We start from the raw sequence: 25,502 nt of genomic DNA, 5'->3' as shown, positions 1-25,502 counted from the left end.
AGGCGCGGCGATTATGCCTGCCCGCGCCACTCCTTGCCGGAGAGTGCGGCCAGGCAGCGGATGAGGGCCTGGGTGCCGTCCCGTCCCTGGCCCTGGGCCTGCATCATCCTGTAAAACTCCTCGGCCAGGGTGGCGCCGGGAAGCACCAGGCGCATCCGGCGGCATTCCTCAAGGCAGAGGCCGAGATCCTTGACGAAATGGTCGATGAAAAAGCCCGGCGCATAGTCCGGCTTGAGCAGACGGCGCCCCAGAGTGTTCATGGCCGTGCTCCCGGCGGCACCGGGAACCACAAGCTCGAGCCACTGGGCCACATCCAGCCCTGCTTCTCTGGCGAAAAGCAGGGATTCGCACACGCTGAACATGACGCCGGCCACGGCGACCTGATTGGCGAGCTTGGCCTGCTGGCCGGAGCCGGGTCCTCCGCAGTGCATGAGACGTTTGCCCATGGTCTCGAAGCAGGGCCTGAGTGTGGCAAGGGCAGCCGCGTCACCGCCGACGAAGATGGAGAGCGTGCCCTGGCGCGCGCCCACGTCGCCACCCGTCACCGGGGCGTCGAGGCTGGCGCAGCCGCGCGCTTCGGCCTCGGCGGCGATGCGCCGGGCAAGTTCCGGGCTGGAGGTGGTCATGTCGCACAGGATGCCCCCTTCCGCCAGGCCGTTCAGCGCGCCGTCCGGGCCAAGCATGACCGCTTCCACATCAGCGGGAAAGCCCACGATGGAAAAGACCGCGTCCGAGGCGCGCGCCACAGCGGCGGGGCTTTCCCCCCATGCGGCGCCCCTGGTCAGCAACGGTTCGGCCTTGGCTTTGCTGCGTGTGTAAATGGTGAGCGGCCAGCCCGCATCCAGCAGGTGCCCGGCCATGGAAAGCCCCATGACCCCGGTGCCGATCCAGCCAATGCGCAGCCGCGCGCCCTGTTTTTTTTCCTGTGCCGTCATGGAGTGCTCCCGTCAGGATCCGTGCGGGGCTGTCCCGCTGTTCATCCGCTTTGCGCCAGTATTTCCCAGATAGCGTTTTTTTTCAAGGCTTGGACATTTCTTCCTGTTCATAGGTGGGTTCGCCATCCGGGTCGGTGCGCGGAAAGAGGGAAAACGACGTCTCTTCGGCAGTGTCGTCGGGAGCCGTGCCGGGTGCCGGGCTGGCCGGGGCGCTCATGCTGCCGTGCCACAAGGCGACGCCGCCCGCCAGCCATGCGACGAAGATGAGGACCCCGAGGAGGGCGCATCCCAGCCGTTTCCGGCGTGATGGCGATGGTGGCGGCGTCCTCCCCGCGCCGTTTCCGCCGCTGGCGCGCGACAGGACATGGTCGTCCGTTTCCAGCGCGCAGGAGCCGGCGCCGGGGACAGTGAGCGCGTAGGCATCTCCCGGCTCCAGAGCATCCACGAGGGCCGTCCCGAGCATGAGGAGCTGGCGGTCTCTGTCAGTATTCCAGGCCTCGGGTCGGAGCGCGGTCTCGGCCTGGCCCCAGCCGGTGCCGGAAAGCCATGCGCCGTCAGATGCGCGGCGAAGGAAAAAGACCGGAGGATCCGGCGGGGCGGCGTCATGAAGTTCGAGGACCGCGTACCCCGGGCCTCGGTGGGGATCGGGAACGAGCAGCGCGCGCATGGGCATTCCGGGGCAAAAGGTCATGGGGAAAGGCGGGGGACATGGTAGCAGGAGGCGGGGCACGCCTTCAAGCGTTTTGCCCGCCGCGGCTTCGGCGGATACGGCAGCGCCATTTGCCATCAGGAAGATTTTGGGGTAGGAAATGAAGCTTCTGTATATGTTCCTCCGGCGCGCGGCGCGGCATGCGGGCGACCATTGAGGAAAATCATTTTTCAAGGAGAACCGCTGATGAAAAACGTGTTGGGCCTTCTTCTGACCGGCGCCCTGATCCTCGCCTCCGCCACGGCGTTCGCCGCTGATGCCAAGCGGTTGACACTGGCTACGGGCGGCACCTCCGGCGTCTATTTCCCCCTGGGGGGCGCCATCGGCCAGGTGTTGAGCAACAAGAGCGACGGCGCGTTTTCCATCACCGCCCAGGCCACGGGCGCCTCGGGGGAAAACATGCGCCTGGTGGAATCCGGCGATGTGGATTTCGCCATCGTCCAGAATGACGTGGCCGATGCGGCGTTCAACGGCAACGCTCCCTTCCGCGGCAAGCTCGGGAATGTGCGCGCCATCGCCCGCCTCTATCCTGAATATATCCATGTCGTCGCCAGCAAGGACAGCGGCGTGAAGAACCTTGAGGATTTCAAGGGCAAGAAGATCTCCGTGGGCGCGCGCGGCAGCGGCAATGAGGTGAACTGCCGCCAGATTTTCGATTTCTACGGGCTGGACTACAAGAACGTGGAACCCATCTTCCTGCCCTATGGCGAAACCGCCGACCAGTTCAAGGATCGCCAGGTCGATGGCTTTGTCTTCTCCATCGGCACGCCCAGCCCGGCCATCCAGGACATCACCACCACCCAGGAAGTGGTTTTCGTGCCGCTTGAAGGGGCCAAGGCCGACCAGGTCATCGCCAAGTTCCCCTATCTCGTCAAGGACTCCATCCCGGCCAAGACCTACAAGGGGCAGGAGAATGCCGTCCCCACCCTTTCGGTGCAGGCCATCCTTGTCGCCAACAAGGACATGCCCGATGATGTGGCCTATGCCCTCACCAAGACGCTTTTTGAAAACCTCGGCGATGTGGCGAAGGGGCACAACAAGGGCGCGGAGATCGTTCTGGAGAAGGCCGCCGATGGCGTGACCATCCCGTTCCATCCCGGGGCCGAAAAGTACCTCAAGGAAAAGGGCGTCCTGAAGTAGACCTTGGACAGCTTCTCTGGACCCATACGTCGCAACGGCCGGGCGGGATATGCTCCCGCCCGGTGCGGTTTTTCGCCGTTCCGTCCTTTTTCCGCAAAAGACGGGGGCAGGCGCTGTTGTCTGCTGGCGGCACTTCGGCTATGCCTGTGCGCGGCCCTGTTGCTGGTGGCGCAACCGGCAGGCGCCGCCGGAGAAGCGGGCGGCGAACTGTGCGCCCTTGGCGCCGACGGCTCGGTACTGGGCGCGTGGCCCATGGCTGAGGGACAGGGATTTGCCATTCGTTATACCCATTCCGTGGCACTGACGCCGGTGGAAGATCATTTTGTCATCCGGGACGGGATCATCCGCCTGGACAGGACAGTGTATCAGGATTTCGGCGCGGGGCTGCCCTCGGCCCCGGAGCCGGGCCAGAGCATGAGCGCCGGGAATGGGCGGATCGTCATGAGCGGATACAACAGGCCGCTCCCAAGATTTGATGTGCGCGTGGGGCGCGTGGCCGGGCATGTGCTGTTGCTGCCCGCCGGTGGGGGGATGCGGGAACTGCCCCTGACTGATCTGGCGCCTGCGGGGAATGCCCTTACCTTTACCTTCGCTCCGTGCGGATGCGGTGCCGGACCCCAGCGTCCATGAGCCATTCCAGAGGCAGCCATGAGTCATAAAGAGCGGATGAAGATCATCGAGCAGGAAGGTTCCGGCGGCTTCGCCCTTGAAGAGGGCAGGCTGGATTCCGACGCGGCGGCCAAGATCCAGGACACGCTGGACGTTTCGGAGATCGTCGCCAAATACGACAAGGAAGCCACGTTCCGCACGTTTCGGGGCTGGCTGCGGATATTCATCAGCTGCCTTTGCATCCTCTTTTCCGCCTTTCAGCTCTTTACGGCGGCGACGGGCCTGTATCCGCCGCAGATCCAGCGCTCGGTCCATCTCGGCTTCGTCCTCGTCCTCATCTATCTGCTCTATCCCGCGCGGGCCACGGGCAACAAGCACCGGCTCAACTGGTACGATGTCCTGCTGGCCGCCGCAGGAGCGGCAGTGTGCGGGTATATCATCTGGAATTATGACGTCATCGTGCTGGATGCCGGGCCGCCGACGGAACTGGACTTCATTTTCGGCTGCGCGTCCATCCTGCTCGTGCTGGAGGCCACCCGGCGCATCGTGGGCCTGCCCATTACGCTGGTGGCTGTCGTTTTTCTGCTCTATGCCAAGTTCGGGAACCTCATTCCCGGCATGATGGGGCACCCCGGCTTTTCCCTGCGGCGCATCGTCGGCCACATGTACCTGACGACGGAAGGTCTGTTCGGCATGCCGCTGGGCGTGGCGGCGTCATTTGTCTTTCTTTTCATCCTTTTTGGCGCCTTTCTGCACAGCACGGGCCTGGGCAAGTTCTTCATCGATCTCGCCCTTGGCGCGGCCGGCAGGTTCGTGGGCGGGCCGGCCAAGGTGGCTGTGCTTGCCAGCGGCTTTTTCGGCACCATTTCCGGCTCCTCGGTGGCGAACACTGTTTCCACCGGCACCTTCACCATCCCGCTCATGAAAAGCGTCGGCTACCGTGGCGCCTTTGCCGGCGCGGTGGAAGCCGCGTCGTCCACCGGCGGCCAGATCATGCCGCCCATCATGGGCGCCGCCGCCTTCATCATGGCGCAGTTTTTGGGCGTCGGCTATGTGGAGATCGCCAAGGCGGCCCTCATCCCCGCGCTGCTCTATTATCTCGCGGTGGGCTTCATGGTGCATATGGAGGCCAAGCGCCTGGGCCTCAAGGGGATTCCCCGGGAGCGCCTGCCAAAGCCGTGGCTCGTGCTGCGGCAGGGCGGCTACCTGCTTGTGCCTATCGTGGTGCTCGTCTATCTGCTCATGCAGGGATATACGCCGCTCAAGTCGGCCTATTACTGCATCGTGACCACCGTGGTCATCTCTCTTGTCGCCAATAACTGGAAGGCATGGGCCGGCGCCGGACCCAGCGGCATGACCGTGCGGCGCAGCCTCGCCCGGTGCAACCGTCTGGCTGTCAAAGATGTCCTCATGGCTATGGAAAATGGCGGCCGCCTGGCACTTGGCGTTTCAGCCGCCTGCGCCTGCACGGGCTTTGTCATCGGCGTGGTGACGCTCACCGGCGTGGGACTCAAGCTGGCAAACGCCATTCTTGCGCTTTCTGCCGGGAGCTTCGCCCTGACCCTGGTGCTCACCATGTGCTCGTCCATCGTTCTGGGCATGGGGCTGCCCACCACGGCGAAATATATCGTGCTCGCCACCATTGCGGCCCCCGCCATCCAGAGCTTTGGCGTGCCCATGCTCGCGGCCCATCTGTTCATCATGTACTTCGGCATCCTCGCGGACCTGACGCCCCCGGTGGCCCTGGCCGCCTATGCCGCGGCGGGTATCGCCCGGGCCGAACCCAACGCCACCGGGTTCATGGCGGTCAAGCTGGCCTTCGCGGGTTTTCTCATCCCCTATATCTTCTGTTACAACCCCGGCCTGCTGATGATCGGCGCGAGCAACTGGGAAGTCGTCTTTATCGTGTGCACGGCTGCGGTAGGCATCGCCTCGCTTTCCTTTGCAAGCGTCGGGTACTGGTTGCGGAATCTCTATCTCTGGGAACGTCTGATCCTTGTGGGCGCGGCCATCACGCTCATCACCCCCGGTTTGAAGACAGATATCATCGGACTCGCCCTGATGGGCGCGGTCTATGTGTTGCAACGCATTTTCAAGGCCGGCCCCCGGCAACCGCCGCGGCACCCGGAAGAGGACCATGGCGTCGGGGTGGCCGGCTAGCGCCCCCCTGCTGCGGTGTGCGGCCTCCGCAAAGGATTTTTTCGGAGGCGCGGGAGAAGGTAATAGGATGCGTGCAGGCGTGGAAAAATTCGGTTGACATCCATCGGCGCTTGGCCTATACACGTCGAACGCAACACTGGGTTGTCGTTCAATTGGCAGGACGGCGGATTCTGGCTCCGCTAATCAAGGTTCGAGTCCTTGCAACCCAGCCAATGTCCCCATCGTCTAGTCGGCCCAGGACAACGGCCTTTCACGCCGTCAACAGGGGTTCAAATCCCCTTGGGGACGCCAAATAGAATCAAAGGGTTACATGAAAATGTAGCCCTTTTTTCGTATGTGGGGCAAATTTGCCCCACACTCTGACCCACAGATTGGAATATAATTTCCATATCTGATTTGCCCCAAATACAACTTGGTGGCGGGAAGGAAAAGGATGGCAAATTCAAAAAAATACCAAATATTTGTCAGTTCGACATTTGAGGATTTAAAGGAAGAAAGGAATAAGGTTTTTGAAGCAATATACTCACTGCATCATATTCCGTCTGGAATGGAATATTTTAACTCTGCTGACGATTCTTCTTGGAAACTGATTCAGAAACTTATTGCCGAAAGCGATTACTATATAATAATTATTGGTCATCGATATGGTACATTAGATTCAAAAGGTATAAGTTTTACTGAAAAAGAATATAAGTACGCAAAATCAAAAAAAATTCCTATACTCTCTTTTATACGCGATAGAAATTATCCAGTTCCGCCTCAATTTATTGACAGTGGTGAAAATAAAGAAAAACTTGATAAATTTATTGAATTAGTAAAGAGAAAACAATGTGCTTTTTGGCTTGATAAAAGTGACTTAGCAACTAAAGTGCTATCATCTCTGAATGAAGCATTTAAAAGCCATGAAAGGCCAGGTTGGGTTCGCGGGATTGACTCATTAGTAAAATTGACAGATAATATCAAAGAACAAATTTCAGAAGATATTTCTAATGTAAATATAGATAAGCAGATAGCATATGAATTAATTAAAAATAATATAATAAATTTAAAGGAAATATTAAAAAGTTCTGTATATGACAATAAAGATATATCAATGGATGATATCGGCAATGTTATTATGTCAGTCAATGATTATACCTATGAAAAAATAAACAAGGACAAGCTTACAGCACTACTCAAACCTGCAATGGTTCATTCATTTATAGGTGATGTTCTTAATGATATTCCAACATTCCAGTCTTTTACCAAAGAATATATATTACTTAGCGATAACTTAAAAACTGTCCTTGGCCTATTAAAATATAAGGATAATATTCTTGCCCAACATATTGTTCGGATTATTACATTTTCTTATACGCTTATCAGATGGGATACTGAATTGTCATCAATTTTGAAATCATCGGCAAAGGCGTCTCTTATTTCGGGAATAAATAAAGAATCATACAAAAATCTAAAGCCAGATGATTCTTTTAATTTAATGCATCCAATTGTTATATACTATGTAATAATGCATCAAGTTATTATAGACATTGTAAAACTAGAAAAAGATTTAAAGTCCCCCACACAAATTGAATAGCAACACGTGGGTGGGCAATTTAAATTACACTATCGATCTTGATTCTGAAGTGATCTTTATGCCCGAGTAGCTTTCTCAACAATTCATATATCTGTTCAAACTTAGGTATGAAATGCTTGTGTACTGAAGTTCGGAAAAGTCCAGATTCTCTCGAAGTGGGTTTTAACCAAATAATGTTAGCCTATCGGCTATGTACGTTGATTTAAGCGTTTAACTAACGATTTTAGAGGCTGTTGCCCTGCCTATATGGCGTACTGGCACAGTTTCCGGTGTCCACATACGGCTCTTGGCAGGAACCCGCCAGCTTCCCGGCCACCGGGTGCGGGAACAACGTGTTGACACTTTACATCTAGGGAGCGTCAAAGCGGTCGAAGGTGAGCGTCAGGCCCGCGCGGCCCTGGGTGGCCGAACGCAGGGACGTGGAAAAGCCGAAAAGCCGCCGCAACGGGGCCGTGCCGCGCAGGAGCTTGCGCCCGGCCTGGTCTTCCACATCCTCCACCTTGCCTCCTGCCGTGGTGAAGAGTCCGATGGCCGCGCCCAGAAATTCCTCCGGCACGGTGATCTCGGTTTTCATGACAGGCTCCAGCACAAGGGGGACCGCCGCCGTGAGCGCCTCGCGCAGGGCCTGGGCCGCGGCCATCCGGCAACCGGGGATCGTGGTGAGGCCTTCGGTGCGTTCCACCTTTGTCAGCTCCACATCCACATCCACCACGGGCCAGCCCGTCTGGACGCCGCTTTGCAATCCGTCGCGCACGCCTTCCAGCGCGGCTTCAAGAAAGGCCGGTGGCAGGAGCTTGCGCGCTTCCCGCTCCTCCTTCGGCAGAAAATCGCCCACCCGCACGCGGTTGCCCGCATGCCGTTCACGGGGGACAACGCGCAGGGCGACCGCGCCCTGCTGTCGTTCCTTGCCGAATTCCCGGTCAAAGACCACATCGGCCGCGGCCTCGCGGCTCACGGTCTCGCGCAGCACCGCCTGCGGCTGACCCGCGCGCGGGCTGATGCCATATTCGCGCCGCATGCGTTCCAGAAGCACATCCAGATGCAGCTCTCCCATGCCGGAGACCATACGCAGGCCGGAGTCTTCGTCCAGGCTGACCGTGAGGGTCGGGTCCTCCTCCGCATAGCGTCCCAGGGCTTCGTCGAGGGTCTTGCCTTCATCGGCGTTGCGCGGCTCAAGGGCGAGGGTGATGACAGGCGGCTGCACGGCAATGGACTCCAGGCGCGCGTCCCGTCCGCGTCCGCAGCAGGTGTCGCCCGTATGGGCGGAGCGCAGGCCGACAAGCGCGGCGATGTCGCCGGTGCCGACGCTTTCGAGCTGTTCCCGCCTGTCGGCATGCAGGCGGAAGATGCGGCCCACGCGTTCCGCCTGCTCGCGCGCCTTGCCTTCGCTGTCCGCCCCGAGCACCCGGACCACGTCCCCTTCACGGATGCTCCCGGCATAGACGCGGGAAAAGGCCAGTTTGCGTCCGTTCTCCACGAGCACCTTGAAGACGAGCGCGGCAACGGGGGCGTCAGGATCTGGCTCGATGCGCGTCGTTTCACCGTCCGGCGCCGTGCCCGTGGGAGGCGGCACATCGAGAGGAGAGGGGAGATAGTCGCGCACGCCGTCCAGCAGGGGCTGCACGCCCATGTTGCGGAGCGCCGAACCGCAAAAGGCCGGCACCAGGGCGCGCGCCAGCGTGGCGCGGCGCAAGGCCGCCCGGATGTCGGCCTCGCCGGGCGCGCCCTCAAGCCAGAGCGCCAGGAAGGCGTCATCCGCCTCGGCAAGGCGCTCCAGCAGCGTTTCGCGCCAGGGGGCGGCCATGGTCGCCTCTTCGGGCGACCACGGCGCGCGCGTCACCGTGCTGCCCTGGTCCGCGTCGCTGAAGGTCACGGTCTCGCCCGTGATGAGGTCCAGCACGCCCGTGAAGGCATCGCCCTGACCCAGCGGCGCGGTCACGGCCACGGCATTGGCCTTGAGCCTGGCGCGCATGGCCTCGAGCACGGCGGCGAAATCCGCGCCCGGCCTGTCCATCTTGTTGATGAAGGCGATCTTGGGCACGCCGAATTGTTCGGACTGCCTCCAGACCGTTTCGGACTGCGGTTCCACGCCGCCAACCGCGCAGAAGACGCCCACGGCCCCGTCAAGGACGCGGAGACTGCGCTCCACCTCGATGGTGAAGTCCACATGGCCCGGCGTGTCGATGATGTTGAGCGTGACGCCGCCCCAGTGGCAGGTGGTGCAGGCCGAGGCGATGGTGATGCCCCGCTCCTGTTCCTCGGGCATGTAGTCCATGGTGGCCGAGCCGTCATGCACTTCGCCCATGCGGTGGATCTTGCGGCTGTAAAAGAGCATCCGTTCGGAGAGCGTGGTCTTGCCCGCGTCGATATGGGCGATGATCCCGAGGTTCCGAATGGCGCATATGGCCCGGATGGCGGGGTTGGAAGCGGTTGTGGGCGTGTCGGGGCGCGTGTGGTCGGCTGGGGGCATGGGGCGGCCTCCGGTGCGCCGTGGCGCGGTTCAGGATGCGGCGGCGGTCTCCGCGCGGAGCGGCGCCCAGGGGGCGAATGCCTGCCGGGAAACGGTAAAGAAGTTCGGGTCCAGTCCCGGGTGCAGCCAGAAACCTTCGCAGCCCGGGCAGAGGGTCAGCGCCGCATCCGGGTCCGCTTCGGCCGTGGCGCGAAAAACGGCGTCCACCGGGGCGGCGGCCGTCGGCGCGGCGTCAACGGCGGCGGTGCCATGGGCGAAGGCGAGGAGTTCGCGGTCGATAGGGGCCGTGGCCTCCACGCGCAGACGCGGAGGACGGTGTTCCTCGTGGCAGGGGATGTCCCGCTTCCGGGCGGCAGGCGCGATGGACGCCAGTTCTCCATCGTGGAGGACCACCACGCGTCCTCGCGGGCCGGGGAGGGCGGCAAGCCCGTCAAGGAGCGCCGCGAAACGCCCGGCGTCAAGGCGGAAAACATCTTCCACGCCGCTGAGTTCAAGGCTGACCAGGGCGGCGGCATGCGGGTCCCCCCCAAGGCAGACAGCGCCCACACGCGGCACCCCCGCCAGCAGGGCCGCGGCGCAGGCGGCCGTGAGGCGGGCCGCAGCCGCGTAGGCTGGGGAAATGACGATGAGCGCCCAGGGCGCGGGAACGCGCGAACGCACGCGCAAAAAGCCCAGGCGGTCGTGCCGCGCCGTGTCATCAAGGCATGGCGTGCGCTCGCCGAAATGAAAGTGGGCCAGGGCAAGACCGGTCTTGAGGGCCGCCCGGAAATCGGGCGGCGTGGCCTCGTACGCCGAGGCGGCCAGGCCGTCATCCACCCGTGCGGACTCCAGCCATGCGGGCCATGAGAGAGGGGGCGCGGAAGCGCCGCTTCCGGAAGCGGCCGCCATCAGCGGGCGTCTCTCGCAGCGGGCGGCGCAGAGGCGGACGTAGCGGCGCGGGCATCCTCCAGCCACTGGCGGAAATTCTCCAGCTGGTATCCCACGGAGCGCGGTCCCGTGCCGCCGGGCGTTTCCCGGCGCCGGACGGCGGCCGCGTACTGGAGCACATCGTACACATCCTCGCCGATGCGCGGAGAGAGCGCCTGAAGTTCGGCCATCGTCAGCTCTTCCAGGCTCTTTCCCTCGCGTTCCGCCGCGGCCACGGCCTGGCCGGTGACGTGGTGCGCCTCGCGGAAGGGCAGGCCGTGGGCCACGAGGTAGTCGGCCAGTTCCGTGGCGTTGAGAAAGCCTGCCTTGCAGGCGTCCCGCATGCGGTCGACGCGAAATTCCAGTTCTCCGAGCATGGCCGCCATGATCGCCAGGGAAGCCGAAACCGTGGCATCGGCGTCAAGAAAGCCTTCCTTGTCTTCCTGCATGTCGCGGTTGTAGGCGAGGGGAAGCCCTTTCATGACCGTCAGCAGGCCCATGAGCGCGCCGTAAACGCGCCCGGTCTTGCCGCGCATCAGCTCCGCCACATCGGGATTCTTTTTTTGCGGCATGATGGACGAACCTGTGGAAAAGCTATCCGGCAGGCGTACGAAGCCAAAGGCCGGATTGGCCCACAGCACGATCTCCTCGCAGAGACGTGAGAGGTGCATCATGACGGTTGCCGCGTCGAAGAGCGCCTCCAGCACAAAATCCCTGTCCGAAACGGCGTCCATGGAATTGGCGAGGATGCCGGAAAAGCCCACTTCTTCCGCCACGCTTTGGGGGTCGAGCGGATAGGTCGTCCCCGCCAGGGCCGCAGCGCCCAGGGGGGAGATGCGCACCCGGGCGAGGGTGTCTTCCAGGCGGCCCGCGTCGCGCCGGAACATCCAGGCGTAGGCGAGCAGATGCTGGGCAAGGCTCACGGGCTGGGCGGGCTGAAGGTGGGTGTAGCCGGGGAGCAGGTCGTCCCTGTGTTCGCCCGCGCGGCGCGCCAGCGCCCCGCAGAGGGCGACAAGCCCCTTGCGCCAGCCGTCCAGCGCGTCCGCCACAAAGAGGCGGAAGGTCAGGGCCACCTGGTCATTGCGGCTGCGGCCCGTATGGAGCTTCTTGCCCGCTTCGCCAATCAGCTCGGTGAGGCGCGACTCGATATTCATGTGGACATCTTCCAGCGCGGGCTTCCAGACGAAGGTCCCGGCGCGGATCTCGTCCGCCACCGCGTCCAGGCCCTCCACGATCCGGTCGGCCTCGTCAGGCGTGATGACGCCCTGGCGCCCCAGCATGCGGGCGTGCGCTTTGGAGGCGCGGATGTCCTGCCGCCAGAGGGCGCGGTCATAGCGCTGCGAATCGGTATATGCGGCCACAGCCTCCGCCGGGCCGGCGCTGAAGCGGCCGCCCCAGGTGCTGTTGGTGTGCGATGCCATCTGTTTCTCCTCGTGCCCGCGCGGTCTGTCCGTGCGTGCGGGGCGCCCCGGGGCGCCCCGCGGGGGTTATTTGCCCGCCCGGTCGCGCACGGCGGCAAACAGGCCAAGGCGCAGGCCGTTCAGGCGGATGAACCCGGCCGCGTCCTTGTGGTCGTAGTTGCCGCCTTCAAAGGTGGCAAGGTCCTCGGAAAAGAGCGACACGGGCGAGGTGCGCGCCAGGGGCCAGACGCCGCCCTTGTAGAGCTTGGCGCGTACGGTGCCGGTGACGTTTTCCTGCGACTTGTCGAAAAATGCCTGCATGGCTTCGCGCTCGGGCGAGAACCAGTAGCCGTTGTACACGGCATGCGAATAGGGCACGGCGAGCATGTCGCGGATGGCGAGCAGTTCGCGGTCCATGCAGATGCCCTCAAGGTCGCGGTGCAGGGCATAAAGCAGGGTGCCGGCGGGATTTTCATAGACGCCCCGGCACTTCATGCCCACATAGCGGTTCTCCACCATGTCGTCGCGGCCGATGCCGTTGCGCCCGGCCATGTCCGCCAGGGTGCGGATGAGGGCATAGGGCGAAAGACGCTCGCCGTTGACGGAGACCGGGTTGCCCGCCTCGAAGCCCACCTCGATGATCTCGGGCGTGTCCGGTGCCTGTTCCACCGGCACGCAGCGTTCGTGGCAGGACTCGTGCGGCGCGTTGCCCGGATTTTCCAGCTCGCTGCCCTCAAAGCTCGTGTGGAGCATGTTGGCGTCCATGCTGTAGCGCTTGGCGCCGCTGGAAATGGGGATGCCGTGCTTTTCGGCGAAGGCGTTGAGCGCCGTGCGCGACATGAGGTCCCATTCCCGCCAGGGCGCAATGACCTTGATATCCGGCGCAAGGGCCTTGGCCGCGAACTCGAAGCGCACCTGATCGTTGCCCTTGCCGGTGGCGCCATGGGCGATGGCGTCCGCGCCCTCGGCGCGGGCCACGTCGATGAGGGCCTTGGTGATGCAGGGCCGGGCGATGGAGGTGCCGAGCATGTAGCGGTTCTCGTACCGCGCGGCGCCCCGGTTCATGGGGAAGATGAAGTCGCGCGCCAGTTCTTCGCGCAGGTCCAGCACATAGGCCTTGGAAGCGCCGGTGCGCAGGGCTTTTTCCTCAACGCCCGCCAGGTCTTCCGGCTGTCCCAGGTCGGCGGTGACGGTGATGACCTCGCACCCATAGGTAACGATGAGCCACTTCAGGATGACCGAGGTATCAAGGCCCCCCGAATAGGCAAGAACGACTTTTTTGATTTCGGACATGCTGCACTCCCTTTGTGTTGGCCCCGCAGTATTGTCCAATTCCTTCCGTGGCGCAAGCCCGGCGGTAGTCATGCCCCAAAGAGTTCATGGTCGGTGGCGGGCCACGGCGCCTGTATGGCCGCCGCAGGGATTTTCCGGGGTTTTCCGGGCGCTGGGAGGCAGTTCTGATGGATCCTGGAGCCGAGGGGAAGGCCTGGCTTACGCCCCCTGCGCTTCAGGGGGCACGGTTCCTTCGCCGCATGCGCCGTTTTTCGCGGCGAGATAGGCTTCATAGGCGGGCAGCACGGATTCCGGCGTCCCGGCCATGCGCACTTCGCCCTCATCTATCCAGTACACCGTGTCGCAGGCCTGCACCGTACTCAACCTGTGCGCCACCACCACCAGGGTCATGCGCGACCGCAGGCTGTCGATGGTCTGCTGGATGGCCTGTTCCGCCGCGCCGTCCAGGGCGCTGGTGGCCTCATCGAACAGAATGAACTGCGGATCGTGGTACAGCGCCCTGGCAATTGCCACCCGCTGTATCTGGCCGCCGGAAAGACGCACCCCCCGCTCTCCGATGACGGTATCAAGCCCCTGTTCCAGGTCATCCACAAAATCCATGGCCGCCATGCGGCAGCATTGCTGCACCCGCGCGCGGTCAACTGTCGTGCCCCAGTGGCTGAAGGCGATGTTTTCCGCAATGCTGGCATTGAGCAGAAACGGCGACTGGGGCACATACCCGATACGACGGATCCACCCCGCGCGCAGGGCGTTGTCCATGGGGCGGCCGTCCACCAGGATCTTTCCTGATGTGGGGGGGAACAAGCCGGTCAGCAGAGCCACCACCGTGCTCTTTCCGGCGCCGGAAAGCCCCACGAAGCCCACCATGCTTCCGCGCGGGATGCGCAGGTCCAAACCGCGCAACGCATCCGGCCTGCCGTCCGGCGTGCCGGGATAGCGGAAGGAAACATTTTTCAGCTGCAAATCTTTTGTCAGCGGGCAGTCTGCCGCCTTCTCGGGGGCGGAGGGCAAAAGCGCGTCAACTTCCTCCAGCTTCCGCAGCACCGGCCCGATCTGGGGTATCTGCTGCTGCATGATCAGCAGCTGCTGCACCAGTCTGTTGATGATGGGCAAAAGTCGCCACGCTACCGCCGCCAGCAGGGTCAGGGCGCCCACAGTGGCCGCGATGCCGGTATCCCGCCAGTACAGCAGAAGGACCGCCCCGAGCAGGAGCACCATCCCCACCCATTCCAGCGTCCAGGACGGCAGCGGATTCCAGACGGGCAGCAATGCCCGGCCGCGGGCCGCCCGCCCCTCGCACTGGACATAGCGGGATTCGAAGGCCCGTTGCTGATGATAGATCATCAGCTCGCGGACGCCATACAGGGCGGTGTGCGCGATGCGGCCGGCGTCACGCTGGCCCTGGGCCACTTCCTGACTGGAAATATTGACGAGCCTGCGGCTGAAACGAAAGCTGAGATATGCGGCCACGGTGGTGCCCGTGAAGACGATGCCGCCCACGACAGGCGTTGCGACGAACACCACGACGATCAGCACAACGGCGACGGCCAGTTGCCCCAACGCCTGCACGACGGCAAAACAATACTGCCCCACATAGCTGGTCCAGCCCAGCATCGTGACCAGATCGCTGACCCGCTGGCCCACATGCCAGAGATAGGGGGCATTCACGAAACCGTGGAACAGGCGTCTTGCCATTTCCAGATTGAGCGCCTGGCTGAAGGACGATTGCCGCCAGGTGAGGAGCGCCAGGGACAGCGACTTGCACAGCACGGCCCCGCACAGGACCGCCAGCAGGCAGATGAGCAGTAGCCGCGGGTCCTCCGTCATCGGTTGCAGGAAGGGAAACAGCTCCACAAGGCGCCGCATGACGCCGGACTGCACAATGGTCTGCGGCGATGCCAGGACCACGCCGAGGAGCGCCACCGCGGCCGCCAGCCCGAATTCCGTCAGGGCCACCACCACGGAAAGCCCCATGACCCGCCAGAAACGTTTTCGCAGGCCACTGCCCATCCACCTGTAAATGGACTTAAATACCGTGTAGAGCTGTTGGTTCAGCATGTGTCCCCCCGCACATGTCGAAAGGTGCAGAACACCCTATGCTCCATACGGGCTTTTCACAAGTCCGTCCGCGTTCTTTCCCGAACCTGACAGGTTCGCTGGCGATCCAAACCACTTCACGTTAATGCTGCCGCTTCTCTTCTTTAATGGTGGCTCTCCGGCGTTTCGCCCGCGCGGGCGGCGTTTCAGGCCGTGAGCGGCTCGTTCTTGCCGAATTTTTCGTAAAACGCCTTTTCCGCCTCCGAATCGCCGATGAGATACATCTCTTCTCCCTCCGCGAAGACATGGCTGGGGTCGGGGTTGGCGTGGAGGATGCCGTCCGTGCCGCGCAGGGCCACCACGCTGCACCGGCTTTCGCTGCGGATGCCGCTGCCCATGAGCGGCTTGCCCACCAGGCTCTTGCCCACGATGGCGCGGAAGATGTTCAGCCCTTCGCTGATCATGAGCACCTTGCCCGGCGCGAGCAGGTTGATGATGCTGCTCGTCACCATCGACGCCAGCGAAAGCACAAGGTCTGCCCCCGCCGCGTGCAGGATGCCCACGTTGCGGTCCAGCGTGGCGCGGCTGATGATCTGGATATCTTCGCGCAGGCGGCGGCAGTAGAGGGTGAGGTAGATATTGGTGTCGTCGTCGTGGGTGGTGATGATGACCGAGGGCGCGGTGCGGATGCCGGCGCGCTCCAGCACCTCCAGGTCGGCGGCGTCGCCGATGACAAGATGCTCCTTGAGGAAGCCGCCCTTGGGGGTCTTGTCCACCACGTTGTAGGGGCGTCCGCTGCGTTCAAGCTGGCGCGCCGCATCGCGGCCCACGCGGCCGCAGCCGAGGATGACCACGGGCGCGTCGCTCTGTTCCCGTGTCTCCTCCGGCATGTCCTCGCTGAGAAAGGCGTTGGCCGCCTGGATCTGCTGCATGTCGCCCACGATGACCATGACCATGGTGGCGGTGAAGACCGTGTCGGGATTGGGCAGGACAAAGCGCCCGCGCTCCCACAGGCCCACCACGTTGGCCCCCGAGGCCTTGCGCAGGCCGCTCTGCCGCAGGGATTTGCCCACGAGCCGCGTACGCATGACAGGCCCCTCGGCGGCCACCAGTTCCTTGTAACGGCTGGCGATGCTGAAGCGGGCATTGGCGTTGAGGACGCGCCTGGCAAGCGCCTCGCCCAGCAGGCGGTGGAACTGGAACACGCGCGAGCTGCCCGCCAGGCGCAGGATGTCGATGGCGTCCTCGCTCTGGGCCGAGGCCACGATGGGGACATCCTTTGCCACGTCGCGCGCGGTGAAGACGATGTTGGTGTTGCGCACGTCGCTGTCCAGCGCCACGAGCATGGCCGCCTCGGTCAGGCGCAGGTTGCTGTAGACCACGCTGGAATCGTGCTCGCCCACCACGGCCTCGTAGCCCTGGTCGAGCAGGTCGAGGGTGGTCTGGCTGTCGTGGCAGAGGAGGACGCAACGCGCGCCGTAGCTGCGCAGGTCGTCCACGAGGTTGAGGGCGATGGGGCTTGTGCTGACCACGATGACGTGCCCCTTCACGTCCTGCCCCACCGCGCGGGGCGTGTGCCCCTTTTCCTGCGCCTTGAGCCACGGGGCATAAAAGAACTGGATGAACGCGAAGGGGAGCATGATGAGCAGCAGCAGCACCCCGGACAGCAGGACCACGATGGAAAAGGCCATGCCCAGGTCGGACGTGAAGGTGATGTCGCCGAAGCCCAGCGTGGACATGACCGTGAGCGTCCAGTAGAAGCCGGTGATCCAGGAATAGTCGTGCCCTTCGTAGCGCATGATGACGTGGAAGAGCAGGGAATAGAGGATGATGAGTCCCAGCAGCATGAGCAGGAAGCGCCGGAGAAAGACGAGGTTGCGGCGCACGCTGTGCTGCTGGAGAAAGAAGCTGATCTGCGAGGGGAGGAACTTCATGCGCGGGGTGTGTCTCTGCGGCGCCGGGCCGTCCTGCGGCACGCCGGGTTGGGGTGTGTCCCCAGTGTGCCAAAGGCGGGGCGAAAGGTCGAGCGGAAATCCCCGCGCGGCAGGGCGTTCGCACAGGGCGAAGGCAGCCGCGCCTTGAAAACCGGGGGCTTTCCGTGTAGCGTGCAAAGAAGTCGCGCCCTTCCGGGCGCGCTTCCGCGGCCGCGCAGCCCCGCGTGGCGGCGGCAAACCCTGAGGAGCTTATGAGCAACGAACCGGACAAGATCATCTATTCCATGATCCGCGTGTCCAAGCGGCACGGTCAGAAGGAAGTGCTCAAGGACATTTCCCTTTCCTATTTTTATGGCGCCAAGATCGGCGTCCTCGGCCTCAACGGCGCGGGCAAGTCGAGTCTGCTCAAGATCCTTGCCGGCGTGGACGAGGCGTTTGAGGGCAAGACTGTGCTCGCGCCGGGGCTGAGCATCGGCTATCTGGAGCAGGAGCCTCTTGCCGGAGAGACGCGCACCGTGCGTGAAGTGGTGGAGGAAGGCGTGGCGGAACTTGCCGCCATCGCCCGCGAATTTGAGGAGATCAACGCCAGATTCGCCGAACCCATGGAGCCGGACGAAATGGACGCCCTGCTGGCCCGGCAGGCCGAGGTGCAGGAACGCATGGACGCGGGCGGCGTCTGGGATCTGGAGTCCCGTCTGGAAATGGCTATGGACGCCCTGCGCTGCCCGCCCGGCGACATGCCGGTGAACAAGGTCTCCGGCGGCGAGCGGCGCCGGGTGGCCCTGTGCCGTCTGCTGCTCCAGAACCCGGACATCCTGCTCCTTGACGAGCCTACCAACCACCTCGATGCGGAATCCGTGGCCTGGCTCGAACGCTATCTTTCCACCTTTCCGGGCACGGTCATTGCCGTCACCCATGACCGCTACTTCCTCGACAATGTGGCCGGCTGGATCCTCGAACTGGACCGGGGCCGCGGCATCCCGTGGAAGGGCAACTACTCCTCCTGGCTGGAACAGAAGCAGAAACGCCTCGCCGGGGAGGAAAAGGCCGAGGCCGAGCGCCGCAAGACCCTCGCGCGGGAGCTGGAATGGATCCATATGTCGCCCAAGGGGCGGCACGCCAAGGGCAAGGCCAGGATCAACGCCTACGAGGCCATGCTCTCGCACGAAAGCGAAAAGCGCGCTCCCGACCTTGAGATCTACATCCCGCCGGGACCGCGCCTCGGCAAGAGCGTCATCGAACTTGACAGGGTGAGCAAGGCCATGGGCGACCGCCTGCTCATGGAGGACGTGTCGGCCATCATCCCGCCGGGGGCCATCGTGGGCATCATCGGACCCAACGGCGCGGGCAAGACCACGCTCTTCAGGATGCTGACCGGGCAGGAACAGCCGGACAGCGGGCGCCTTGCCGTGGGCGAGAGCGTGGTCTTCGCCCATGTGGACCAGGGCCGCGAGTCGCTGGACCCGGACAAGACCGTCTATGAGCTGGTGAGCGACGGGCACGAGACCATCCGCCTCGGCGCGCGCGAGGTCAATGCCCGCGCCTACTGCACGCGCTTCAACTTCCACGGGGCGGACCAGCAGAAAAAGGCCGGCGTGCTCTCCGGCGGCGAGCGCAACCGCCTGCATCTCGCGCGGATGCTCAAATCCGGCGCCAATGTGCTCCTGCTGGACGAACCCACCAACGATATCGACGTCAATACCATGCGCGCGCTGGAAGACGCGCTGGACAACTTCGCGGGCTGCGTGCTCGTCATCAGCCACGACCGCTGGTTCCTTGACCGCGTGGCAACGCACATCATGGCCTTTGAGGACGATGCCCATGTGGCCTTCTTCGAGGGCAATTTCCGGGAGTATGAGGAAGATCGCAAAAAACGCCTCGGCAAGGACGCCGAGACGCCGCATCGCCTCAAATTCCGCAAACTCACACGCTGAACAGGGGCCGCCGCTGGCGGCCGCCGATGGAGGTAATCATGGAACATGCCCATACCGCGGCCAGGGCCGCGACGATGGATACCGGCGATCCTGGTCCCGCGCGGCCCCGGCCTTTCCGGCGCGGGCGCCTGCGCTGGCTTGGTCTTGCCCTGCTCGGGCAGTTGCTCTGCCTCTCCCAGGCGGGGCAGGCCCTGGCCGCCGATGCGGGCGCCGCGTCTGGACGCGGCGCGGACGTGAAGGTCGCGCTTGCCAGCCCGGCGACGGCCCTGCTTTCGCCCTCGGGCGGACGGCTGGAGGTGGAGGAGCGCCTCGCCCCCGTGACGGCCGGCCCGGATGCCGGGCGCACGCTGGTCTTCGCCATCCCGGCGGATGCCGCCAACCTGCAACTGAGCGTGCCCGGCCAGACCGTGGTGCGCTGGAGTTCCTCCCCCGTGGCCCTTGCGGAGTCCGGCGCTCTGGCGAGGGCGCGTGGGGAGCTTCTGACCGAGCGCGGCCACCTTGCGGCGCGCCTCGTCACCGTCAAGACGGCCATCGCCCTCTGGCAGGCCCAGCCCGAAAACGCCGCGCCCCAGGACCTGGTCCAGCGGACAAAACTGCTTGAAGAGTCCATGCCCGAACTGGTGCTTCGTCAGGAAGCGCTGGAGAAGCGCATCAATCTCCTCCAACAGCGCATCGAGCGCCTGCCCGCGGGCGCGGAACTGGGCCAGCTCGTGAGCGTCACCCTGCAAAAGCCCGTGCCCGGCGGGGAAAAGGTGGCCGTGCGCTATTCCTACACCTGGCCCCACTGCGGCTGGGAGGCCGTCTATGATTTCAACGCCCGGCCCGAGGAAGGCAGCGGCGGCAGTATCGATGTGCGGCTGATGGCCGATGTCTGGCAGTATTCCGGCATCGACTGGCGCGGCACCAGGGTCACGCTTGCCACGCGCGGCGGCGGCCCGCGCGAGCCGGCGCCGCTTCCGGAATGGGTGGTGGATTCGCAGCCCCGGCCGCAGCCGCGGGCCGTGCCCATGATGCTCAATGCGCGCGGCGCCAAGCTGTCCGCGGAGGGCGCGGCGGATGCCGTTCCGGCCGCAGCGGGCGTAACGGCGGACACCGCGTCCGTCTATGCCAGCTGGACCCTGGCCGAGGCGGGCCTGCCCGAAGGCCGTTCGCGCCTCCAGATCGCGGCGGATGCCTGGAAGGCGCCGCTGCAATGGCTGGCGCGGCCCAGCCGGGGCGACAGCCGCGTCTGGCTGCTTGCCAAATACACGCTGCCCGGCACCTCGGCGTGGCCCGAAGGCGCCGCCGAATACAGCGTGGACGGCCAGAGCGTGGGCAGCGGCGTGTTCCGCCCGCGCGGCGGCGAGGCCACCCTCTATTTCGGGGCGGACCCGCGCGTCAGCGTCCGCACGTTCGACGATGCGCGCAAGAAGGGCGAAAGCGGCATCATCAAGACCAGCAAGACCTGGACCTGGGCCTGGACCTATACGGTGAGCAACGGGCATGCCCGGCCCGTCACCGTCAGGCTGGAGCGTCCGGCGCCCGTCATTGTGGACGAGGGCGTCACCGTGACCTACAAGGATGAGCCGCCCGCGCAGAAAAACGAGCAGGAGCACATGCTCTTCTGGAACGTTGAGGTGCCCGGCAACGGCAAGGCCAGCGTGAAGCACAGCGTCACCATCTCCTCGCCGGAGAAGTTGCCGCTCTTCCCCGACGTGCCGTAAGCGCCTGCGGGACAAAACGGTGCAGCGCGCCCCGGTCCCGCCATGTGCGGGTCCGGGGCGCTTTGTCGCATGAAAAGACAACTCCCCTTTTTCACCGGCAAACAAAAATCAGAGCGGAATCAGCATCAGGCGAAAAAAACAGCTTGTTATTGATGGCTGTTCATGATAGATTGTTTTCCTGTTTCACAGGAGCCTTCCTGCATGTTCCGCGCACGGCCCCTTGCCGATCCCCAAACCGCGAGGATGCCATGGTCCCTCTGCCTGCCTCACCCCGGAAGTCCGGCGACGCTGCCGCCCAATGTCTGACCCGGCTCATGCGCGCGCTTGACGTTGCCAGCGATGCGGAGCTTGCGCGTGCGCTCGGCATCACGCCGCAATCCGTCAATGGCGCGCGCAGGCGCGGCGAGGTGCCCCCGGCCTGGGTCCAGACCTGCGCCGCGCAGACCGGCGTCAATGCCCACTGGCTCTTTTTCGGGCGCGGTCCCGCGCGCCTGCCGGAAGCCGGGGCCGGCGAGCTTCCGTGCGCGCCCGCGGACTGCGAGAGTGACCTTGTCACCATCCCGCTTGCCGAGGCGCGGCTTTCGGCGGGCACGGGCAGCCTTGAGGTCAGCGCCGCCCAGGAGGGCGGCTATGCCTTCCGCAGCGATTTTTTGCGCCGCAAGGGCAATCCGCGCCGCATGGTGCTCATGCGCGTTTCCGGCGACAGCATGGTCCCGGAGATCTTCGATAATGACGTGGTCCTGCTCGACCAGGGCCAGACGGACATCACTCCCGGCCGGCTCTACGCCGTGGGCTTTGAGGACGCCATTTACATCAAGCGGGTGGACAAGCTCCCCGGCAAGGTCGTCCTGCACAGCGCCAATCCGGCCTATCCGCCGTTGAGCCTTGATTTGCGCGGCGACGGCGCGGACCAGTTCCGCGTGATCGGGCGCGTGCTCTGGTCCGGGCGCGAATACCGCTGACGCCGTTTTCGTCCGCGGTATCGGCGCCCGGAGCGCGGCTCATGCCGGGCGCACGCGGACCCTGTACTTGCGAAGGAAGTCGGCGGGGAGATAGGTCATCTTGGCCTGGCGCAGCCCTTCCTCGTCCAGATCCTGGGCGCGGTTGATCCAGCGCAGTCCGGCGCCCGCGTGGCGCGCGAATTCGCAGTTCATGGCCTGATAAACGCCCTTGTAGCCGCTGAGTCCCTTTTCAAAGTGGACGCCCAGGCTTTCATCATCCAGGCGTTCTCCCACGCTGAAGGCGATCATGCGGCCATCCACATAGAGCGAGGCGCCGGTAAGGCCCCGGAAGGCATCCCAGCGGGTCAGGACGCGGTTGATGGCCTCGTTTTCCGCCAGCAGGGAGGGCGAGTTGTCGCACTCATGCCACTGGCACCAGTCATCCTGGACGCCGAGGACATCCTCCACCATGGCGTCGGTCACGCCACGGTAGTCCGGCTCGCCGTAGGCTTTGATGAAGCTGTTATAGTGATTGCGTTTTTTGTGGAAGCGGTTCCCGGCAAGGGTCGCCAGTTCCTCCTGCCGATAAAGGTATTCCCATTGTCCCCGTTCCTCGCCGGTCTCCACCAGGTCCGGCAATTCCTTGCGCCAGATATGGACGAGCGCTTCCGGCACGCGGATGAACTCCAGGCCCGTCGTGCCGCCCGCAGCGGGGAGCAGGGTCGTCCAGTTCACGGCGTTCCAGTCGCCGATGGGCGCCCAGAAGCGCGGTTCCGGCCGTGTCTGGCGTATCCAGCACAAGCGGTCGGCAAACTGCCATTCGAGTCCGTAAAATTCCTGCCAGCCCCAGAGGTTTGCGAGGGTATAGTCCAGTGAGCGGCGCGGCGTTGCCTGCCAGAGTTCATAATAGGCATCGGCGTCTCTGAGGTTCACGGGAATGAAGTTCCGGTCCATATTCGTTCTCCTTCGGCCATGTGCGGGTCCTCCCGGACACGGCCACGGATGGGGTTCAGTGGGGGCGGCGCTGCCGGTTCATGGCAAAGCGCGCCCAGTCGCAGCGCAGCACCACATAGAGCATGATAAGGGTCTGGAGACACTGGGAAACGAGCATGGCGGCAAAAACGCCGGAGGCGGTGCCCCAGATCCGGTGCCCGAGCAGCCAGCCCAGCGGCAGGCGGACGATCCAGAAAGTGCCGCCATAGACCAGCAGGTTGTAGTGCGTCGCTCCCGCGCCGACCATGATGCCGCCCATGACGGTGCTGGCAATGGAAAACGGCGTGGAAACAAGATTGTAGGAAAGATAGCTCACGATCTGGGCACGGGTGGCCGCCTCCTGCGAGAGCAGGGCGGCAATGTCCGCCCGGAAGGGCCAGAGGACAAGCGCCACAAGACTCATGGCGCCCGCCGCCAGCCCCACCAGGGGGAGGGACACGCGTTTGGCCTGCCCCGGGCGCCCTTCGCCCAGGCTGTTGCCCACCAGGACGGCCACGGTCATGTTGAAGGCCATGCCGGGCAGGAAGAGCAGGGCTTCGGCCCGCAGCCCGGCGGTGAGTCCGGCCAGGGCGTGGACGCTGTCCACCGGAAGCGAGGCCACGAGGACAAAGAGCGTGAGATAGCCGGATTGCCAGACGATCTGCGCCGCTCCCGCCGGAAGCGCCACGCGCACGAGGTAGGGCAGGCCGACGCGGAGCCAGCGCATCGTGGGGATTGCGCGGCGCCGCAGGTAGCCGGAGCGCACGAGCAGCAGGGTATTGCAGACAGCGCCCAGGCATTGGGCGCCGAAATTGCTCCAGGCAAGGCCCATGTAGCCGCAGTCAGGCAGGCCGAACCAGCCGAGGCCGAAGCCCAGGCAGCCGAAAAGGTTGGCCGCGCAGACGAGGGCCGCCACCCAGAGCGGCGGCAGCACCAGGCGCGTGGCGCGGAAGATGACGCCCGTGGCGGAATACACATACTGTGCGGGCAGCATGAACATGAAGACCCGCCAAAGCTCGGCGGCAAGCGGCCGGATGGACTCGGGCACCATGATGAGCCGCAGGATGGCGTCACCGAAGCTCCAGCCCAGAAGCGCCATGAGCAGCCCGAGGCCAAGGCTTCCCAGCCAGGTGGCGGCCACATAACGCTCGGCGCGGAGCACGCGGAACGCGCCCAGCGACTGGCTGATGGCCGCCGTGGCCCCGCTGGACAGGGCCATGATCACCACCATGAGGAAGAGGGAGCATTGCGTCACCATGCCCAGGGCGGCCTGGACATTGGCGCTGATCCTGCCCCCCACCCATACGCTCGCAAGGCCCATGAAGAAGACGATATACATCATGAGCAACTGGGGCCAGGTCAGGCTCCAGATGGCGCTGGGGGAGGTGCCGAGGCGGGGCGTGGGCATGCGGAGCGGCGCTCCTTGCGTCGTGCGCGAACAGGTTCAGGCTCTTGCGGAAAGCCGGTATCCGGGCCTGCCCCGGTACGGAGCGGCCCTGCGGCATCCTGAGGTCCGGGATGCTCCGTCAGCCGCGTGGGCCGGCGTCCTGGCCGGAAGGCTGCCGGACAAGGCCGTCCAGGCAGCGGGTCAGGTCCTCGGGCGTTTCCCTGCGGCGGATGAGGCGCGGACTGCCGTCGGCCTGGATGAGCACCTCGGCGGGGAGGAGACGCTGGTTGTAGTTGGACGCCATGCTGAAGCCATAGGCGCCCGCGTCCAGCACGCCCAGCACATCGCCTTCCCGCAGGAGCGGGAGCAGGCGGTCTTTCGCCAGGATGTCGCCGCTCTCGCAGATATTGCCCACCACGGTCTGGAGGACGGACTCGCCGGCGTTTCCGGCATCGCCCCGGTAGGCTTCCAGATCATGGAAGGAATCATACATGGCGGGACGCATGAGGACGTTGAAGCCGATGTCCGTGCCGGCATAGCGCGTGCCCGCATTTTCCTTGACCGCGGTGACGCGCCCGAGCAGGATGCCGCACTCCGCCACCACATACCGGCCCGGCTCCACCAGAAAGCGGCCGCGGTAGCCCGTGGACGCGGCCCATCCGCTGATGAGCGCGTGCAGCCCCCGGCCGAGAGCGGCCAGGTCCAGCCGGGCTTCTCCTTCATATTTGTGATAGGGGATGCCGAAGCCGCCGCCGAAGTCGATGACATCCAGCCTCTTCAGCACATCGGCGGGAAGCGCGGACGCAAGCTTCAGCAGCACCTTCGCCGCCTCAAGATAGCCTTCAGGCTCCATGAAGAGCGAGCCGATATGCTGGTTGATGCCCGCCAGCGTCATCTCGTGCTTTTTGAGCAGCGCGAAAACATCGTCCATCCTGTCCGGGGAGATGCCGAACTTGGTGGCCTTGCCCGCCGTGACCACCTTGGCGTGATGGCCGGCGCCGATGCCCGGGTTGAAACGGGCCATGACGCGGCCGCCCCGGTTGATGCCCCCGAGCATGTCGAGCTGCGAGAGGGAATCCACGCTGATGAGCACGCCGTGGGCCAGGGCCGTGAGCATTTCCTCGGGAGCGTTGTTGTTGGAGATATAGAGGATCTCTTCCGGCGTGAAACCGCCGAGCGCGTCCATGCGAAGTTCGCCGGGACTCATGGCGTCCGCCACCAGCCCCTCGTCGCGGATGATCTGGAGCAGGGAGGGGTTGGCGTTGGCCTTGACGGAATAGTTGACGCCAAAGCCGGGCTGCGTCGACAGGCCCATGAGGTCGCGGCAGCGCTCGCGCAGGATGCGTTCATTATACACATAGAGCGGCGTGCCGAAACGGTCGGCCAGTTCGCGCGG

Annotated in this window: 18 protein-coding genes and 2 tRNA genes; 9 read left to right on the top strand and 11 right to left on the bottom strand. The window is 64.0% G+C overall.

The window, feature by feature from the left end; genetic code table 11:
• Positions 1-11 precede the first annotated feature (11 nt).
• Both QZ294_RS05115 and QZ294_RS05110 read right to left on the bottom strand, forming a co-directional pair.
• Positions 12-935 carry an NAD(P)-dependent oxidoreductase gene (locus QZ294_RS05115; protein WP_297047590.1) on the bottom strand — a complete coding sequence of 308 codons (924 nt, stop codon included), beginning with the start codon at positions 933-935 and terminating at the stop codon, positions 12-14.
• 82 nt (positions 936-1,017) lie between these two features.
• Complete coding sequence (locus tag QZ294_RS05110; protein WP_297047587.1) at positions 1,018-1,602, bottom strand: hypothetical protein; 585 nt, start codon at positions 1,600-1,602, stop codon at positions 1,018-1,020.
• Between the two features lie 228 nt (positions 1,603-1,830).
• Between QZ294_RS05110 and QZ294_RS05105 the strand changes: the two genes are divergently transcribed.
• The 6 genes from QZ294_RS05105 (at position 1,831) to QZ294_RS05080 (ending at position 7,129) form a co-directional block, all read left to right on the top strand.
• Complete coding sequence (locus QZ294_RS05105; RefSeq protein ID WP_297047585.1) at positions 1,831-2,784, top strand: TAXI family TRAP transporter solute-binding subunit; 954 nt, start codon at positions 1,831-1,833, stop codon at positions 2,782-2,784.
• Positions 2,785-2,949: 165 nt separating this feature from the next.
• A complete protein-coding gene (locus QZ294_RS05100) occupies positions 2,950-3,414 on the top strand; it encodes a DUF1850 domain-containing protein (protein WP_297047746.1) in 465 nt (154 codons plus the stop codon).
• 18 nt (positions 3,415-3,432) lie between these two features.
• A complete protein-coding gene (locus QZ294_RS05095; RefSeq protein WP_297047583.1) occupies positions 3,433-5,553 on the top strand; it encodes a TRAP transporter permease in 2,121 nt (706 codons plus the stop codon).
• Positions 5,554-5,690: 137 nt separating this feature from the next.
• Positions 5,691-5,765: transfer RNA gene (locus QZ294_RS05090), tRNA-Gln, on the top strand.
• Between the two features lie 2 nt (positions 5,766-5,767).
• A tRNA-Glu gene (locus tag QZ294_RS05085) sits at positions 5,768-5,844 on the top strand.
• Between the two features lie 142 nt (positions 5,845-5,986).
• Positions 5,987-7,129 (top strand): DUF4062 domain-containing protein, encoded by a 1,143-nt coding sequence (locus QZ294_RS05080; RefSeq protein ID WP_297047578.1) that lies wholly within the window; start codon positions 5,987-5,989, stop codon positions 7,127-7,129.
• A gap of 349 nt (positions 7,130-7,478) precedes the next feature.
• On the opposite strand, the gene fusA is transcribed toward QZ294_RS05080, so the two are convergent.
• The 6 genes from fusA to QZ294_RS05050 all read right to left on the bottom strand — a co-directional run bounded on the left by fusA (position 7,479) and on the right by QZ294_RS05050 (position 17,169).
• Positions 7,479-9,599 (bottom strand): elongation factor G, encoded by a 2,121-nt coding sequence (fusA, locus tag QZ294_RS05075; RefSeq protein ID WP_297047577.1) that lies wholly within the window; start codon positions 9,597-9,599, stop codon positions 7,479-7,481.
• Between the two features lie 30 nt (positions 9,600-9,629).
• Positions 9,630-10,487, bottom strand: coding sequence for a hypothetical protein (locus tag QZ294_RS05070; RefSeq protein ID WP_297047575.1), 858 nt, complete (start codon positions 10,485-10,487; stop codon positions 9,630-9,632).
• Positions 10,487-11,926, bottom strand: a complete 1,440-nt coding sequence (gene argH / locus QZ294_RS05065; protein ID WP_297047572.1) for an argininosuccinate lyase — start codon at positions 11,924-11,926, stop codon at positions 10,487-10,489. Before argH ends, QZ294_RS05070 begins: the two co-directional genes overlap by 1 nt.
• Positions 11,927-11,992: 66 nt before the next feature.
• The gene (locus tag QZ294_RS05060; protein ID WP_297047570.1) at positions 11,993-13,198 is read right to left on the bottom strand and encodes an argininosuccinate synthase; all 1,206 of its coding nucleotides are present in this window, start codon (positions 13,196-13,198) and stop codon (positions 11,993-11,995) included.
• A gap of 198 nt (positions 13,199-13,396) precedes the next feature.
• On the bottom strand, positions 13,397-15,256 hold the full coding sequence (locus tag QZ294_RS05055; RefSeq protein ID WP_297047567.1) for an ABC transporter ATP-binding protein: 1,860 nt from the start codon (positions 15,254-15,256) through the stop codon (positions 13,397-13,399).
• 185 nt (positions 15,257-15,441) lie between these two features.
• A complete protein-coding gene (locus QZ294_RS05050) occupies positions 15,442-17,169 on the bottom strand; it encodes a TrkA family potassium uptake protein (protein WP_297047563.1) in 1,728 nt (575 codons plus the stop codon).
• 251 nt (positions 17,170-17,420) lie between these two features.
• On the opposite strand from QZ294_RS05050, the gene ettA reads away from it, so the two are divergent.
• The 3 genes from ettA (at position 17,421) to QZ294_RS05035 (ending at position 21,768) form a co-directional block, all read left to right on the top strand.
• Complete coding sequence (gene ettA / locus QZ294_RS05045; RefSeq protein ID WP_297047560.1) at positions 17,421-19,103, top strand: energy-dependent translational throttle protein EttA; 1,683 nt, start codon at positions 17,421-17,423, stop codon at positions 19,101-19,103.
• Positions 19,104-19,141: 38 nt separating this feature from the next.
• Positions 19,142-20,806, top strand: a complete 1,665-nt coding sequence (locus tag QZ294_RS05040; RefSeq protein WP_297047558.1) for a DUF4139 domain-containing protein — start codon at positions 19,142-19,144, stop codon at positions 20,804-20,806.
• A gap of 248 nt (positions 20,807-21,054) precedes the next feature.
• Positions 21,055-21,768 carry a helix-turn-helix transcriptional regulator gene (locus tag QZ294_RS05035; RefSeq protein ID WP_297047555.1) on the top strand — a complete coding sequence of 238 codons (714 nt, stop codon included), beginning with the start codon at positions 21,055-21,057 and terminating at the stop codon, positions 21,766-21,768.
• 39 nt (positions 21,769-21,807) lie between these two features.
• On the opposite strand, the gene QZ294_RS05030 is transcribed toward QZ294_RS05035, so the two are convergent.
• The 3 genes from QZ294_RS05030 to lysA all read right to left on the bottom strand — a co-directional run.
• Positions 21,808-22,701, bottom strand: a complete 894-nt coding sequence (locus tag QZ294_RS05030; RefSeq protein WP_297047552.1) for a phosphatidylglycerol lysyltransferase domain-containing protein — start codon at positions 22,699-22,701, stop codon at positions 21,808-21,810.
• Positions 22,702-22,756: 55 nt separating this feature from the next.
• Positions 22,757-24,127 carry an MATE family efflux transporter gene (locus QZ294_RS05025; RefSeq protein ID WP_297047549.1) on the bottom strand — a complete coding sequence of 457 codons (1,371 nt, stop codon included), beginning with the start codon at positions 24,125-24,127 and terminating at the stop codon, positions 22,757-22,759.
• Positions 24,128-24,245: 118 nt separating this feature from the next.
• Positions 24,246-25,502: diaminopimelate decarboxylase (gene lysA / locus QZ294_RS05020; RefSeq protein WP_297047547.1), on the bottom strand; the 1,257-nt coding region annotated here is incomplete at its 5' end.

It is taken from the genome of uncultured Desulfovibrio sp., from assembly GCF_910584445.1.
Taxonomy (GTDB): Bacteria; Desulfobacterota; Desulfovibrionia; order Desulfovibrionales; family Desulfovibrionaceae; genus Desulfovibrio.
This window is presented reverse-complemented; position numbering and strand designations above follow the sequence as displayed.

Bases quoted from the DNA above. Each gene is read 5' to 3' on its own strand.
- QZ294_RS05115 (WP_297047590.1), bottom strand. From the start codon at position 935: ATGACGGCACAGGAAAAAAAACAGGGCGCGCGGCTGCGCATTGGCTGG.
- QZ294_RS05110 (WP_297047587.1), bottom strand. From the start codon at position 1,602: ATGCGCGCGCTGCTCGTTCCCGATCCCCACCGAGGCCCGGGGTACGCG.
- QZ294_RS05105 (WP_297047585.1), top strand. From the start codon at position 1,831: ATGAAAAACGTGTTGGGCCTTCTTCTGACCGGCGCCCTGATCCTCGCC.
- QZ294_RS05095 (WP_297047583.1), top strand. From the start codon at position 3,433: ATGAGTCATAAAGAGCGGATGAAGATCATCGAGCAGGAAGGTTCCGGC.
- QZ294_RS05080 (WP_297047578.1), top strand. From the start codon at position 5,987: ATGGCAAATTCAAAAAAATACCAAATATTTGTCAGTTCGACATTTGAG.
- fusA (WP_297047577.1), bottom strand. From the start codon at position 9,599: ATGCCCCCAGCCGACCACACGCGCCCCGACACGCCCACAACCGCTTCC.
- QZ294_RS05070 (WP_297047575.1), bottom strand. From the start codon at position 10,487: ATGGCGGCCGCTTCCGGAAGCGGCGCTTCCGCGCCCCCTCTCTCATGG.
- argH (WP_297047572.1), bottom strand. From the start codon at position 11,926: ATGGCATCGCACACCAACAGCACCTGGGGCGGCCGCTTCAGCGCCGGC.
- QZ294_RS05060 (WP_297047570.1), bottom strand. From the start codon at position 13,198: ATGTCCGAAATCAAAAAAGTCGTTCTTGCCTATTCGGGGGGCCTTGAT.
- QZ294_RS05055 (WP_297047567.1), bottom strand. From the start codon at position 15,256: ATGCTGAACCAACAGCTCTACACGGTATTTAAGTCCATTTACAGGTGG.
- QZ294_RS05050 (WP_297047563.1), bottom strand. From the start codon at position 17,169: ATGAAGTTCCTCCCCTCGCAGATCAGCTTCTTTCTCCAGCAGCACAGC.
- ettA (WP_297047560.1), top strand. From the start codon at position 17,421: ATGAGCAACGAACCGGACAAGATCATCTATTCCATGATCCGCGTGTCC.
- QZ294_RS05040 (WP_297047558.1), top strand. From the start codon at position 19,142: ATGGAACATGCCCATACCGCGGCCAGGGCCGCGACGATGGATACCGGC.
- QZ294_RS05035 (WP_297047555.1), top strand. From the start codon at position 21,055: ATGGTCCCTCTGCCTGCCTCACCCCGGAAGTCCGGCGACGCTGCCGCC.
- QZ294_RS05030 (WP_297047552.1), bottom strand. From the start codon at position 22,701: ATGGACCGGAACTTCATTCCCGTGAACCTCAGAGACGCCGATGCCTAT.
- QZ294_RS05025 (WP_297047549.1), bottom strand. From the start codon at position 24,127: ATGCCCACGCCCCGCCTCGGCACCTCCCCCAGCGCCATCTGGAGCCTG.